Annotated in this window: 15 protein-coding genes and 1 other RNA gene; 10 read left to right on the top strand and 6 right to left on the bottom strand. The window is 72.7% G+C overall.

Annotated elements, in window-relative coordinates; translation table 11 throughout:
* Positions 1-5 precede the first annotated feature (5 nt).
* Positions 6-446: a hypothetical protein gene (locus DXZ73_RS39445; protein WP_240351341.1), complete on the bottom strand. Its 441-nt coding sequence runs from the start codon at positions 444-446 to the stop codon at positions 6-8.
* A 221-nt stretch (positions 447-667) separates the two neighbouring features.
* Complete coding sequence (locus tag DXZ73_RS14480; RefSeq protein WP_116211407.1) at positions 668-1,303, bottom strand: bifunctional 4-hydroxy-2-oxoglutarate aldolase/2-dehydro-3-deoxy-phosphogluconate aldolase; 636 nt, start codon at positions 1,301-1,303, stop codon at positions 668-670.
* A 90-nt stretch (positions 1,304-1,393) separates the two neighbouring features.
* Here DXZ73_RS14480 and cutA point away from each other — a divergent pair, with 90 nt between their 5' ends.
* The 4 genes from cutA (at position 1,394) to DXZ73_RS14465 (ending at position 3,332) form a co-directional block, all read left to right on the top strand.
* Positions 1,394-1,732, top strand: a complete 339-nt coding sequence (gene cutA, locus DXZ73_RS14475; RefSeq protein WP_116215620.1) for a divalent-cation tolerance protein CutA — start codon at positions 1,394-1,396, stop codon at positions 1,730-1,732.
* A gap of 99 nt (positions 1,733-1,831) precedes the next feature.
* Positions 1,832-2,350 carry a hypothetical protein gene (locus DXZ73_RS14470; protein WP_162890168.1) on the top strand — a complete coding sequence of 173 codons (519 nt, stop codon included), beginning with the start codon at positions 1,832-1,834 and terminating at the stop codon, positions 2,348-2,350.
* The gene (locus DXZ73_RS38105; protein ID WP_162890167.1) at positions 2,343-2,570 is read left to right on the top strand and encodes a hypothetical protein; all 228 of its coding nucleotides are present in this window, start codon (positions 2,343-2,345) and stop codon (positions 2,568-2,570) included. Before DXZ73_RS14470 ends, DXZ73_RS38105 begins: the two co-directional genes overlap by 8 nt.
* A 252-nt stretch (positions 2,571-2,822) precedes the next feature.
* Entirely contained in the window at positions 2,823-3,332 is a 510-nt protein-coding gene (locus DXZ73_RS14465; protein ID WP_116211405.1) for an RICIN domain-containing protein, read from the top strand.
* 112 nt (positions 3,333-3,444) lie between these two features.
* On the opposite strand, the gene rnpB is transcribed toward DXZ73_RS14465, so the two are convergent.
* Positions 3,445-3,847: RNase P RNA component class A (gene rnpB / locus DXZ73_RS14460), an RNA gene on the bottom strand.
* Positions 3,848-3,936: 89 nt separating this feature from the next.
* Here rnpB and DXZ73_RS14455 point away from each other — a divergent pair.
* Both DXZ73_RS14455 and DXZ73_RS14450 read left to right on the top strand, forming a co-directional pair.
* Complete coding sequence (locus DXZ73_RS14455) at positions 3,937-4,734, top strand: MerR family transcriptional regulator (protein ID WP_116211404.1); 798 nt, start codon at positions 3,937-3,939, stop codon at positions 4,732-4,734.
* Positions 4,731-5,330: a hypothetical protein gene (locus DXZ73_RS14450; protein WP_116211403.1), complete on the top strand. Its 600-nt coding sequence runs from the start codon at positions 4,731-4,733 to the stop codon at positions 5,328-5,330. The genes DXZ73_RS14455 and DXZ73_RS14450 overlap by 4 nt, the downstream gene beginning before the upstream one ends.
* A gap of 11 nt (positions 5,331-5,341) precedes the next feature.
* Here the strand turns inward: DXZ73_RS14450 and DXZ73_RS14445 are convergent, their stop codons facing one another.
* Positions 5,342-6,814: an RNB domain-containing ribonuclease gene (locus DXZ73_RS14445; protein WP_116211402.1), complete on the bottom strand. Its 1,473-nt coding sequence runs from the start codon at positions 6,812-6,814 to the stop codon at positions 5,342-5,344.
* A 107-nt stretch (positions 6,815-6,921) separates the two neighbouring features.
* On the opposite strand from DXZ73_RS14445, the gene yaaA reads away from it, so the two are divergent.
* The 3 genes from yaaA to DXZ73_RS14430 all read left to right on the top strand — a co-directional run bounded on the left by yaaA (position 6,922) and on the right by DXZ73_RS14430 (position 10,464).
* Positions 6,922-7,728: a peroxide stress protein YaaA gene (yaaA, locus tag DXZ73_RS14440; protein ID WP_116211401.1), complete on the top strand. Its 807-nt coding sequence runs from the start codon at positions 6,922-6,924 to the stop codon at positions 7,726-7,728.
* A 318-nt stretch (positions 7,729-8,046) separates the two neighbouring features.
* Complete coding sequence (locus DXZ73_RS14435) at positions 8,047-9,336, top strand: Bcr/CflA family multidrug efflux MFS transporter (protein WP_205519169.1); 1,290 nt, start codon at positions 8,047-8,049, stop codon at positions 9,334-9,336.
* A gap of 114 nt (positions 9,337-9,450) precedes the next feature.
* Complete coding sequence (locus tag DXZ73_RS14430; RefSeq protein ID WP_116211399.1) at positions 9,451-10,464, top strand: small ribosomal subunit Rsm22 family protein; 1,014 nt, start codon at positions 9,451-9,453, stop codon at positions 10,462-10,464.
* Between the two features lie 161 nt (positions 10,465-10,625).
* On the opposite strand, the gene ddaH is transcribed toward DXZ73_RS14430, so the two are convergent.
* Entirely contained in the window at positions 10,626-11,456 is an 831-nt protein-coding gene (gene ddaH / locus DXZ73_RS14425; RefSeq protein WP_338059157.1) for a dimethylargininase, read from the bottom strand.
* A 118-nt stretch (positions 11,457-11,574) separates the two neighbouring features.
* Entirely contained in the window at positions 11,575-11,757 is a 183-nt protein-coding gene (locus DXZ73_RS14420; protein WP_116211398.1) for a DUF6243 family protein, read from the bottom strand.
* A 127-nt stretch (positions 11,758-11,884) separates the two neighbouring features.
* On the opposite strand from DXZ73_RS14420, the gene DXZ73_RS14415 reads away from it, so the two are divergent.
* Positions 11,885-12,496: a TetR/AcrR family transcriptional regulator gene (locus DXZ73_RS14415; RefSeq protein ID WP_116211397.1), complete on the top strand. Its 612-nt coding sequence runs from the start codon at positions 11,885-11,887 to the stop codon at positions 12,494-12,496.
* The last annotated feature ends 119 nt before the right edge of the window (positions 12,497-12,615 follow it).

Raw genomic sequence — 12,615 nt, 5'->3', positions numbered from 1 at the left:
CGGCGCTACTCGGCGGCGCGCAGTGCTATCGCCTCGTTCAGGGCCGCGAGCGCCGCGAGGCGCTGCCGCTCACGCTCCTCGATGTCCTGGGCGCTCTCGCCCGTCGCCGCGACGCGCGGGCACGTCGGGCACTGCCAGCGGTCCGGGGCACCCATGGGCGGCGGTGTCATGGCGACAGCGCAGTGGGGGCACTTCACGATCACTCCTTCCACATGGCCGCACGACGCGCAGACCCACACGGGCCCCTCCGCGTCGTGCTGCCGCCACGCTGTCCGCAGACACCGCGGGCAGCCGGTGGTGACGATCCCGGCGCGGCTCATGACGGGCGGCTCCGGGGTGTTGTCCGCGTACTCGATGATCCGCGCCCTGATCCGGGCGTCCGTGGTGTTGGCCATCCTGAGCAGGTGTGCGACTCGCGAGCGGGCCTCGTCAACGAAATCGTTCATGGCGATCAGCAGGCTACGCGGAAGGAGCGCGGGTCAGGAGCCGGAAATCCGCGCGCGGTGCGTCGGGTACGGGGCCGCGGCCGGGCACCGGCGCAGGTACGGCGGGGCCATGGCGTTCGATGGCGTTCCATGGCGCGTTCTGAAGATTGACCCTTTCGGACGACACCGCATCGGTGGGGTGAGATGACCACTGCGTGACCGCCGGGCGCGCGGCGCCGGGTTCAGCCGCCCAAGGAGGCCGCCCCGCGGGCGAGTTCGGTCACCCGCGCCCAGTCCCGGTCCGCGAGCGCGTCGGCGGGCAGCATCCACGTACCGCCCACGCAGCCCACGTTGGGCAGGGCGAGGTAGTCGCGCGCGGTGTCCGGGCCGATGCCGCCCGTCGGGCAGAAGCGGGCCGCCGGCAGCGGCCCGGCGAGGGACTTCAGGAACGCCGTCCCGCCCGCGGCCTCGGCGGGGAAGAACTTCATCTCGCGCACCCCCCGCTCCAGCAGCGCCATCACCTCCGACGCGGTCGACACCCCCGGCAGGAACGGCACCCCGGCCCCGCGCGCCGCCCGAAGCAGCCGCTCCGTCCACCCCGGGCTCACCAGGAACCGGGCCCCGGCCGCCGTCGCCGCCTCCGCCTGACCGGGCGTCAGCACGGTGCCCGCGCCCACGACCGCCTCCGGCACCTCGGCCGCCACCGCCCGTATCGCGTCCAGCGCGCCGCCCGTGCGCAACGTGACCTCGATCGCCCGCAGCCCGCCCGCGACCAGGGCCCGCGCGAGCGGCACGGCGTCGGAGGCGTCGTCGAGGACGACCACCGGAAGCACGGGGGCGAGGCTGAGCACGTCGCGGGGTGGGGTCACGGTGGGCATCCTGCCGTGGGGGAGTGGGGTGCGCAATGGAGGTTGCGCAGGGTGCAACGCACGTCGGACCGTACCCGGTCGGCGTCTACGCTCGGCGTCATGACGACCCCTCCGTACGCCCTGGTGACCACCACCACCGACGCCGAGGTCAAGGCCCGGACCCTGGCCGCCGACGTCATCGGCTCCCGGCTGGCCGCCTGCGCCCAGATCCACCCCGTCTCCTCCGTCTACCGCTGGGAGGGCAGGGTCGAGCACGCCCAGGAGTGGCGCGTCGACTTCAAGACGCGCGGCGACCTGGTGGACGAACTGGCCGCGCGCCTCGGCGAACTCCACGACTACGAGACGCCCGAGATCATCGCCGTCCCCCTGCTCGGCGGGAGCGCGGACTATCTGGCGTGGATCTCGGCGGAGACGCGGGGCCAAAGTGCCCGACCATGACTGAAGCGGACTTTCTCGGCACCATACGGGCCTTTGCGCCGGCCTCTCGCACAGCATTCGGAAACAGCAGCACCAGCCGACGCTGAATAAACGTTTACCTTGGCCGAGAAGCTTACTGACGGTGGCTGGTTTCGCTACTCTGGCGATGCCTTGGCGGGGCCTGGCGATGCCCTGGCGGGCGAGCGCAACAACTATTCGGGGGAGGCTCGATTGTCTGAGCTGTTCATGCCGAGCATCTACGCTTTCGGCGTTGCTTTGGTCGTGGCGGTGGTGCACAGCGCTCTTGAGATCACCTCGCGCGTAACGCCGGACGGGAAGTGGGCGGGGGAGAAGGAAGACGCGCTCTGGTGGTCCGAGTGGGCTGCGACCGCCCTGGCCGGGCTGGTCGCCCTGCTGGTCACGAGCAGCAAGGCCCATAAGGTTCTGGCGACCACGCAAGTGGTGCTGGTAATTGCGTCGGTCACCTTCGTCTGCCTCATCCTGCCGCACTTCGTGAAGTATTTCTGCACCCCCAGAGACGGGAAGAAGAGAGGCTGGAGGCACATCATCGCAGCGGACGCGCTCGGCGTCCTTCCTCTGATTGCAGCCGCATCTGCGGGGGTGAAGATTCATGGATGACGAGGTCTGGAGTGAAGAAACAGGAGGGGCCTTGGTAGGTGAGCGCGGGAGCGCGAAAAGCGTCTTTGTGGCTGTTGCCACAGGAGTTGCGGGCATTGCGTCCGCGGCATCCGTGGTGACCTCCGTCGGATTCGCGTCGGGTGGGATAGCGCTCGCCATCGGAATCGTTGTGGCGGCAATTGCTCTGGCGATCGCGAAGTGGCGGGACCCGGAGAACTAGCCCAGAACAACAGCGCGCCCCCTGCCACGCGCACGGGGGCGCTTTCCGCGGCGCGGTCGTCCGTGACGTCACGTTCGACTTTTCGACTTGCTGAACCCACCGTGCGCTGTGAGACGAAAGCGGCAGAGCCATCCGTCAAGAGCCGCAATGCGGCCCGAGGGGCCGACGGTTTCGGACAGTTCACCTGCCGGTCGAGTGGTCTGTCCGACGGGTGGGGAGGATGCGTTCCCCTGAAGAGTCCCAGGAGGGAACATGGAACTTCCCACAGCAAGACGGATCAAGGTAATGGCCGCCGCTGCCTTCCTGATTGCGGCATCCGCGGTGCCGGCCGCCGCAGCGCAGAGCGCCCAGGTGCTGGACGTCCCCCTCGCCTGGCGCAACGTCAATTCAGGCAAGTGCCTGGAAATACGTGGAGACTCCAGGGAAAACGGCGCACTCGCGAACCAGTGGGAGTGCAACGACTCGTCCACGCAGAAGTGGTACGGCTTCATCTACGGGCCAACGACATTGGTCAACGCCAACTCGGGCAAGTGCCTTGAGATCCGCGGAGACGCCACCGAGAACGGCGCGACCGCCAACCAGTGGGAGTGCAACGGTTCATCCACACAGCTGTGGGAGCTCACGCAGCCGGGAGACGGATGGTGGCAGTTCCGGAACCTCAACTCGGGCAAGTGTCTTGAGATCCGCGGAGACGCCACTGGGAACGGTGCGACCGCCAATCAGTGGGAGTGCAACAGCTCGCTCACGCAGAGATGGCGGTAATCAGCACCAAGAGGCTGTCGACGCGAACCGTTCAGCCGTCGCCGATACAGGACGGCAAAAACCCTCCGACCTGCTGCTTCGCAGATCGGAGGGCCTCGCGTCAGTCGGCCGACGGACGAGACCGGCCTGTACGCCGGGTTCTGTCTCCCGGTCGCCTCGCGGCGGCCGGGGAGGCGGCCATCCATCTAGGCCTGCCGTTGCCGACAGGCTCGTGCGGTCTACCCGCGGACTCGGGCTGGCAGCCCTCGGTCGTCCGCGCAGGGCCGCCGTGAAGCGGCCCCTCTTGACCTTGCTCCGGGTGGGGTTTACCTAGCCGTCCGAGTCACCTCGGACGCTGGTGGTCTCTTACACCACCGTTTCACCCTTACCGGAAGCCTCGCGGCCCCCGGCGGTCTGTTTTCTGTGGCACTGTCCCGCGGGTCACCCCGGGTGGGCGTTACCCACCACCCTGCCGTGTGGAGCCCGGACGTTCCTCGGGGGATCCGAAGATCCCACGCGGCCGCCCGGCCGGCTCGTCCGCCGTGCCGACCATGTTACCCGTCGTGACGCAGCCCCCTTGACCTTGTCGCGGCGTCAACGTTTCTACTGGTCCCATGGTGATCGCATGAGGATCGGGGAGCTCGCGGCGCTGGCCGGCGTCAGCACGCGGACCGTGCGCCACTACCACCACCTGGGGCTGCTGCCCGAGCCCCCGCGGCGCGCCAACGGCTATCGCCACTACGGCCTCCGGGACGCCGTCGCCCTGGCCCGCGTCCGGCGGCTGACCGGGCTGGGGCTCGGGCTCGACGAGGTGCGCGACGTCCTCGCCGACGACGCCGGGCGCGAGCTCCGCGAGGTGCTGGCCGAGCTGGACGCCGACCTGGCCCGACAGGAGGAGTCGATCCGCGCCCGCCGTGCCCGGCTGGCCGCCCTGCTGCGCCGCGCCGACGAGGGCGGACTGCCCGCCGAGGGCCCCGTGTCGGACGAGCTCGCCGCGCTGTTCGGTGAGATGCACCGCGCGGCGGCGCACGCCCGCCCCGGCCCCGAGCCCGCGCCGGCCGCCAAGGAGCGGGAGCTGCTGGCCCTGCTGGAGGCCACCGCCCCGCCGGAGGAGCGCGAGCGCCTGCTCACGGTGGTGCGTTCGATGGCCGCCGCGCCGGGGGCCGTGCCGCGCGTGTACGAGGCGTACGCCCAGCTCGACGCGCTCGCCGACGCGGCGCCCGACGACCCCCGGGTGGACGCCGCGGCCCGGGCCGTCGCCGCCTGCATCCCGCCCGGTGTGCTGGAAACGGAGCTCCCCGGCGCCGCCGCGCCGCCGGGCGACGACCCCTTCCTCGCCGTCTTCCTCGCCGACTTCGCACCCGCCCAGGCCGAGGCCCTGCGCCGCGCGATCGGCCTGTTGGGAGAGGACGCCGGGAGATGAGGCTGCTCAAGGACTGGGGCACGTACGAGGCGCGCAACTGGAGGGGGCTCGCCCTGTGGGCGGCCCGGCGCCGCGACGGCACCGGCGGTGCGTCCGTCCAGGTCTTCGACTACGCCCGCGCCCAGGCGTCGACGATGTACGCGCTGCTCTTCGTCTGCGGGGTCGAGACCGTGGGCATGTCCTTCCTCACCGCCGCCCACCCCGTCCTCCACAAGGTGGTACTGGCCCTCGACATCTACACCGTGCTGCTCGTCCTCGGCGCGCACGCCGGATGCGTCGCCCGCCCGCACACCGTCGGGCCCGACGGCCTCCGCGTCCGCCACGGCGCGCTGCTGGATGTGCGCATACCCGCGCACCTCATCGCCTCCGCCCGCCGTGAGCTGCGCTTTCCCGGCGGGGACGGCTCGCCCGAGGGCATCCTGGACCTGCCGATCGCCTCCCAGACGTCCCTGACCGTCGAGCTGACGGAGCCGGTCGTGGTGAGCAGGCTCTTCGGGCGGAGCGAGGAGGTCCGCACGGTGCGCTGCCACGCGGAGGACGCGTACGGCGCGGTCGCCGCGATCCGCGCCCTGATCCCCGCGCCCGCGCCGGGCTGAGGCCCGCACGGTCACGCCGGGGCGAACCACACCTTGTCCCGGCCCGGGTCCGCCTCGATGACCCGGACCCGCATCCGGTGCCCCAGCGGCAGCGGCGGACCGTCGCCGTCGCCCTCGACATGACCGACCACCGCGGGCTCGTAGAGGTGGACGGTGCCCGCGGTGGGGCGCTGTTCCTGGACGTCCACGACGTACGCGTCGAAGACCTGGCCGATCCGGTCGCGCAGCAGCGCCGCCTCGACCAGGTCCACGCACTCCCGCTCCACCTGGGCGGCCCGCCGCGCGCCCGTCTCCATCTCGCCGGGCAGGGCGTCGAGCGCGACCCGCACCCACTCCGGCGGCTCGGTCCCCGCGGCCGCGGCCAGGCACAGCTCGCCCGTGTAGCGGTCGACGAGGCGGCGCAGCGGGGCGGTGCAGTGGGTGTACGGCGCGGCGAGCGCGGCGTGCGTGAGCGCGGCCGGGTCGGCGGGCAAGGGGTGGGCGGCGGGGCGCTCGCGGTCGAAGACCGTGTATCCGGCGCCGCGCAGGAGGGCGGTGCACTCCTGGAGGAAGGCGGCGTGCTGGGTGTGGGCGGGGTCGAGGGCGCGGACGACCACGGCGTACGGCATGTCCTCGGGCCAGTTGACGCCGAGGGCGCGGGCGACCCGGCGCAGCCTGTCGACGGCGGGCTCGGGCGCGGGCGGGAGGGTGCGCAGGACACCGGTGCCCGTGCGGAGCATCAGCTCGGCGGCGGCCATGCCGGTCATCAGGGATATCTGGGCGTTCCAGCCCTCGGCGGGCAGGGGCGCGCGGTACGCGAGCGCGTAGTGGTTGCCGCGGCGGACGATCTCCTGCTCGGGGACGTTGAGCGAGATCCCGCCGCGGGCGCGCTCCAGCTCCTCGCGCCGCAGGCCGATCTCCCGCAGCAGGACCAGCGGCTCCTCGGCCGTACCGGAATCGATGGCGCGCTGCACGCCCGCGTAGTCGAGCTTGGCCCGGCTGCGGACGAGGGCGCGGCGCACGTCGGTCCGTTCGACCTGGCCGTCCGCGTCCAGGTCGAACCGCCAGAGCAGGGCGGGCCGGGTGTGGTCCGGCAGCAGGCTGGCGGCGCCCTCGCCGAGGACGTCCGGGTGGAGGGGGACGTGCCGGTCGGGGTAGTAGAGGGTCGTCACCCGGCGGTGCGCCTCGGCGTCGAGGGCCTGCCCGGGGCGGACGAACGCGGCGACGTCGGCGATCGCGTAGTGGACGCGGAAGCCGCCCGCCCCTCGGCGCGCGAGGTACATCGCCTGGTCCAGGTCCATCGAGTCGGGCGGGTCGATGGTGAAGAGCGGCAGGTCGGTGGCGTCGTGCGCCGGGAGCTGGGGCCTCGCCGCCGCCTGCTCGGCCTCCGCGAGGACAGCGGCCGGGAAGGCCTCGGGCGTCCCCGTCCGCGCGCGCAACTCGCGCAGGGCGGCCCGCAAGGGCGTGCCGTCCGCGTCGGTCACGTGGATCGGCCGGCGGGGCATGACACCGAGCCTAGGCGGGGTACGGGCGCGGGGCACGGTGAGCGGTGCGCACGGCGTTAGGCTGCCCCGGGGCCGTTACCGGAGCAGAACCACTGGAGGAGATCGACGTGCTCGTGCTGTTGCCGCCGTCCGAGGGGAAGGCCGCGGCCGTCGAGGGCGGTGCCCGGGCCGCGCTGGACGTCGGGGCGCTGTCGCTGCCAGGGCTCGCCGGGGCGCGCGAGGCCGTGCTGACGGAGCTGGTGGAGCTGTGCGCGGGCGATGAGGACAAGGCCGCGGAGGTGCTGGGGCTCTCGCCCGGCCTGCGGGGCGAGATCGCGAAGAACGCGGGCCTGCGGACGGCGGGCACCCGCCCGGCCGGGGAGATCTACACCGGTGTGCTGTACGACGCGCTGGGCCTCGCGACCCTGCCCGCGGCGGCGCGCCGCCGGGCGGAGCGCTCCCTGCTGGTCTTCTCCGGGCTGTGGGGCGCGGTGCGGGTGGGCGACCCGATCCCGTCGTACCGCTGCTCGATGGGTGTGAGGCTGCCGGGGCTGGGCGCGCTCGGCGCGTACTGGCGCGGCGCGATGGAGACCCACCTGCCGGAGGTGGCGGCGGACGGGCCGGTGCTCGACCTGAGGTCGGCGGCCTACGCCACGGCGTGGAAGCCCAAGGGCGACATCGCGGCCCGCACCGCGACCGTGCGGGTGCTCCAGTCGAAGATCGTGAACGGGGTCGAGAAGCGGTCCGTGGTGAGCCACTTCAACAAGGCGACGAAGGGCCGCATGGTCCGCGATCTCCTGACGTCGGGCGCGACCCCGCCGGACGTACCGCAACTGGTGGACGCGCTGCGGGTCCTGGGCTACGCGGTGGAATCCACACCCCCGGCCCGCGCGGGCCGCACGTGGTCACTGGACGTGGTGGTGACGGAGGTCTAGGGGCGGCCGGGGGAACACCGGGCCGGCTGCCCCCGCCGTACCGCGCGGGGGCGGTCAGCGCACCGTCACCGTGAATTCCGGGGACGTCGCCTGGCCGCCCGTGACGCGGAGGGCGTTCTTGCCCTTGATTCCGAGCTTGACGCGCATCGCGTACATCGAGGAACACGGGAAAAGTGGGGGCCGGGTTGCCTGTGGATGCCATGGATTTCAGGGGGAGTTGACCTCCGTACGGCGCTTCGCGCCCCGTTCGAACGTGCGCGGGGCCCCTCGGCGGTCATGTCACCATGGTTGATCCGACAACGACCTGGAGCGCGACGCATGACGGACCCCGGCCGCGGCACAGCCGAGCCACAGCCAGACCTGCACGCTCCCCACGGCGACCGCGGTGAGCGAATAGCGGCGGCCCGGCGCACGGGCCTGCTCGTCACCCTCGTCCTCGGCGGCCTCACCGCCCTGCCGCCGCTGTCCATGGACATGTACCTCCCGGCCCTGCCGGAGGTCACCGACGCCCTGCACCGGCCCGCGGCGACCGTCCAGCTCACGCTCACCGCCTGCCTCCTGGGCATGGCCCTCGGCCAGCTCGTCGTCGGCCCCATGAGCGACAAGTGGGGGCGGCGGCGGCCCCTCCTCACCGGCATGGTGATCTACGTACTCGCCACCGCGGTCTGCGCCCTCGCGCCCACCGCGGAACTGCTCATCGGCTTCCGCCTCGTGCAGGGCCTGGCGGGCGCGGCGGGCATCGTCATCGCCCGCGCCGTCGTGCGCGACCTCTACGACGGCGTCGCCATGGCCCGCTTCTTCTCCACCCTCATGCTGATCTCCGGGGTCGCCCCCGTCGTCGCCCCGCTCATCGGCGGGCAGGTGCTGCGGCTCACCGACTGGCGCGGCGTCTTCGTCGTCCTCACCGCCGTCGGGCTGCTGCTCACCCTCGTCGTCTGGCGCGGCCTGGACGAGACGCTGCCGCCCGAGCGGCGCCAGGCCGGGGGGCTCCGCGAGACCCTGAAGGCCATGGGCGGGCTCCTCGGCGACCGGGTCTTCACCGGCTACATGCTCTCCGGCGGCTTCGCCTTCGCCGCCCTCTTCGCCTACATCTCCGCGTCGCCCTTCGTGATCCAGGACATCTACGGGGCCTCGCCGCAGACCTTCAGCCTGCTCTTCGGCGTCAACTCCGTCGGCCTCGTCCTCGTCGGCCAGATCAACGGCAAGATCCTCGTCGGGCGCGTCAGCCTCGACAAGGCGCTCGGCGCCGGGCTCGCCGTCGTCACCCTCGCGTCCGTCGCCCTGCTCCTGATGGCCTCCGGCGCCTTCGGCGAGCCGGGGCTGGTGCCGATCGCGGTCGGGCTGTTCGTGCTGATGTCCGCGATGGGCCTGGCCATGCCGAACACGAACGCCCAGGCGCTGATGCGCTCGCGCGACGCGGCGGGGTCGGCGTCGGCGCTGCTGGGCACGTCGACGTTCGCCCTGGGGGCGGTGGCGTCACCGCTGGTGGGGATCGCGGGGGAGGGGACGGCCGTGCCGATGGCCGTCGTGCAGGTTGCTTGCGCTGTGGCGGCGGTGGTGAGCTTCTTGGTCCTGTGCAGGCCCTGGCGGGGGTCGGCGCGGTCTTGAAGCTGCGGGTTCGTTGCGCCTGCGGCGGGCGGCCTCAAACGCCGGCCGGGCTGAGTTCGTGTACCCCGAGACGTTCGCCCCGGGCCCCGTTTCCCAGACCGTAGAATTTTGCGAATGCACGCCCCCCATCCCCTCCCCGTCGCCGACAATCTGCGCACCGCGCTCGCCTCGGTGCTCGACGGGCTGCCGCCGCGGCAGGCCTCGCAGGCCGTCGAGCGGCTGATCGCCAATTACCGGGGGCGCACCCCGACGCACACACCCGTGCTGCGGGACCGCTCCGACGTGGTGGCGTACGCCGCGTACCGGATGCCCGCGACCTTCGAGGCCGTGCGGTCCGCGCTGGAGGCCTTCCGGGACCGGCTCCCGGAGTGGGTGCCCGCCTCGCACGTCGACGTCGGCGGCGGTACGGGCGCCGCGAGCTGGGCCGTGGCCGCCGCCTGGGCGGGGCACGAGCGCCGGACGACCGTCCTCGACTGGGCCGAGCCGGCCCTCGCGCTCGGCGCCGAGCTGGCCCGCGCCGCCCAGGACGAGGGGCTGCGCACCGCGCAGTGGCGGCGGCAGACCATCGGCGGCGCCCTCGCCATCCCCGACGGCACGGACCTCGTCACCGTCTCCTACGTCCTGGGCGAGCTCACCGAGGCGGACCGCCGGGCGGTGACCGACGAGGCGGCCCGCGCCGCCCGCGCCGTCGTCATGATCGAACCGGGCACGCCCGACGGCTACCTCCGCGTCATCGAGGCCCGCGACCGCCTGATCGCGGCCGGGTTCCGGGTGGTCGCGCCCTGCCCGCACAGCGGCGCCTGCCCGATCGAGCCGGGCTCGGACTGGTGCCACTTCTCCGCCCGGGTGAGCCGCTCGTCCCTCCACAGGCAGGTGAAGGGCGGTTCGCTGCCGTACGAGGACGAGAAGTTCTCGTACGTGGCCGCGGTGCGCGACATGGACGTGCCGGCCGCGCCCGCGCGCGTCGTGCGCAAGCCGCAGATCCGCAAGGGCCAGGTGCTGCTCGACCTGTGCACCCCCGAGGACGGCCTCGCCCGGGAGACGGTGACCAAGCGGCACGGCGCCCTCTACAAGGCCGCGCGCGACACGGACTGGGGCGACGACTGGGCGTCGCCCCAGGAGGACTGACCGCCTCCTCCCGCAGCCGGGGGGCAAGCCCCCGGACCCCTGACGCGGCTTCGTCGCGTGTCCTCGAACGCCGGACGGGCTGGATCCAGCTGGTGCGAGTGCGGATCCATGCCCGCACCGGGCGCGACGGACCGGCGGTCGACACGCGATGTGACCCACCGTCAGCGCAGCTCCTGTGTGCAGCACTTGACGCTTCCGCCGCCCTTGAGGAGCTCGCCCAGGTCCAGCCCCAGCGGCTCGTAACCCCGGGACCGCAGCGGGGCGAAGAGGCCCACCGCGGCCTGCGGCAGGAACACGTGGCGGCCGTCGCACACCGCGTTCAGCCCCAGCGCCGAGGCGTCCTCCTCCGTGGCGATCAGCGCGTCGGGGAAGAGCCGCTCCAGCACGGCCCGGCTGCCGGGCGAGAAGGCCCCGGGGTAGTACATGACCTCGTCGCCGTCGAGCACGGACAGCGCCGTGTCCAGGTGGTAGTAGCGCGGGTCGACCAGGTCGAGCCCGATCACCGGCCGCCCGAAGAACTCCTGCGCCTCGGGGTGGGACAGCGGGCTGCTGCGGAAGCCGCGCCCGGCCAGCAGCCAGGACGCGGTGACGGCGAAGTCCCCCTCGCCCTCGTTGATGTGCTCCGGTTCGAGGACGTCGCGGTAGCCGTGCGCGCGGAACCACTCCGCGTGGACGGCCGCCTCGGCGGCGCGCTCGGGATGGGCGAAGCGGGCGCCCAGGACCCGCCCGTCGACGACGGTGGCGCCGTTGGCGGCGTAGACCATGTCGGGCAGGTCGGGGCGGGGCTCCAGCTCCTCCACGGTGTGCCCGAGGGAGACGTACCGGTCGCGCAGGTCCTCCCACTGCGCGAGCGCGAGGCGCAGGTCGACCGGTTTGGCGGGATCCATCCAGGGGTTGATGGAGTAGGTGACCCTGAAGTGGGCCGGGGGGCACATGAGATAGCGCCGCGGGGTGGCGGTCCGCCGGGGGACGGCGGCGGCAGGAGGAGCGATACGCAAGGAGAGCTCCTTACGGTGGTGTGGGGCACGTGCGGCGTTGTGGCACGTGCCCCAAATCGTCCTCGCTCCAAGGGCTTTGGCGCATGAACCGTACGGGTGGTTTACCACTGGCTCACTGTGCGCCGTTGGTTTCGTCCCGTCCTTCCCGCAACTTCCGCAGCAGTTCCCGCTTCTGGGCCTGTACGTCCGTGCCGCCCCCGGTGCGGCCGCCCCGGCCGCCGCGGAGCGCGCCGCGGGAGAGGTTGCTGCGGGTGCCGCCGACTCCGAGCATGTTGCCCGCGCTGCCCCTGCTCATGGGAATCTCCTCCCGATATGGCGAGACGTGCCGTCTCGCTTCACTCGTAAGGCTGAACGAGGCGCGATGGCTTGTCAAGACGATACGTCTCGCCTCGCGGGGTGTGAATGCTCGCTAGGATGCGGCCATGTCCCAGAAGGCACCCGCCCCCAAGAGCCCCGACGTCAGCCGCCGCAGCGAGCGCTCCCGCCGCGCGATCCTCGACGCCGCCCTCGAACTGGTCGGAGAGGTCGGATTCACCAAGCTCACCATCGAGGCCATCGCCGCCCGCGCGGGTGTCGGCAAGCAGACGATCTACCGCTGGTGGCCCTCCAAGGCGGCGGTCCTCTTCGAGGCGGTCGTGCCCGAGGGCATCGACGACCCGGCCGCCGTCGAGCTGCCCGACACCGGCGACCTCGAAGCCGACCTGAAGTTCGTCCTGCGGGCGACCGTGGACGGGCTCACCGGCGAACGCCTCGAAGCCGCGACGCGCGCGCTGTCCGCCGAGACGCAGAACGACCCCGAGCTCGGCCGCGCGCTCACCGAAAGGGTCCTCGAACCCCAGCTCCAGTCGTACGTCCGCAGGCTGCGCTCCGCGCAGGCGGCCGGACAGGTGGCCGAGGACGTCGACCTCCGGGTCGCCCTCGAACTGCTGGTCGGCCCGCTGTTCCACCGCTGGCACAACCGCACCCACCCGCTCACCCACGACTACGCGGACACCGTGGTCGACCTGGCACTGCGCGGCCTCGCCCCGCGCTGAGACCCGCGCCGGCACCCGTGCGGGGCCGCGCGAGCGGCCGGTCTCACACCACCTGGATAGGTCCGACGGTCACACCAGGAGCAGGATGGTGGCAGCATTGACGGATACCGCGGTCGAAG

Source organism: Streptoverticillium olivoreticuli subsp. olivoreticuli (genome assembly GCF_003391135.1).
Classification (GTDB): domain Bacteria; phylum Actinomycetota; class Actinomycetes; order Streptomycetales; family Streptomycetaceae; genus Streptomyces; species Streptomyces blastmyceticus.
Note: the sequence above shows the minus strand (reverse complement) of the source record. Positions and strands in the feature narration are given on the sequence as shown.

Bases quoted from the DNA above. Each gene is read 5' to 3' on its own strand.
- DXZ73_RS14480 (WP_116211407.1), bottom strand. From the start codon at position 1,303: ATGCCCACCGTGACCCCACCCCGCGACGTGCTCAGCCTCGCCCCCGTG.
- DXZ73_RS14430 (WP_116211399.1), top strand. From the start codon at position 9,451: ATGCACGCCCCCCATCCCCTCCCCGTCGCCGACAATCTGCGCACCGCG.
- DXZ73_RS14415 (WP_116211397.1), top strand. From the start codon at position 11,885: ATGTCCCAGAAGGCACCCGCCCCCAAGAGCCCCGACGTCAGCCGCCGC.
- DXZ73_RS14450 (WP_116211403.1), top strand. From the start codon at position 4,731: ATGAGGCTGCTCAAGGACTGGGGCACGTACGAGGCGCGCAACTGGAGG.
- DXZ73_RS38105 (WP_162890167.1), top strand. From the start codon at position 2,343: ATGGATGACGAGGTCTGGAGTGAAGAAACAGGAGGGGCCTTGGTAGGT.
- DXZ73_RS14445 (WP_116211402.1), bottom strand. From the start codon at position 6,814: ATGCCCCGCCGGCCGATCCACGTGACCGACGCGGACGGCACGCCCTTG.
- DXZ73_RS14420 (WP_116211398.1), bottom strand. From the start codon at position 11,757: ATGAGCAGGGGCAGCGCGGGCAACATGCTCGGAGTCGGCGGCACCCGC.
- cutA (WP_116215620.1), top strand. From the start codon at position 1,394: ATGACGACCCCTCCGTACGCCCTGGTGACCACCACCACCGACGCCGAG.
- DXZ73_RS39445 (WP_240351341.1), bottom strand. From the start codon at position 446: ATGAACGATTTCGTTGACGAGGCCCGCTCGCGAGTCGCACACCTGCTC.
- DXZ73_RS14465 (WP_116211405.1), top strand. From the start codon at position 2,823: ATGGAACTTCCCACAGCAAGACGGATCAAGGTAATGGCCGCCGCTGCC.
- DXZ73_RS14455 (WP_116211404.1), top strand. From the start codon at position 3,937: ATGAGGATCGGGGAGCTCGCGGCGCTGGCCGGCGTCAGCACGCGGACC.
- DXZ73_RS14435 (WP_205519169.1), top strand. From the start codon at position 8,047: ATGACGGACCCCGGCCGCGGCACAGCCGAGCCACAGCCAGACCTGCAC.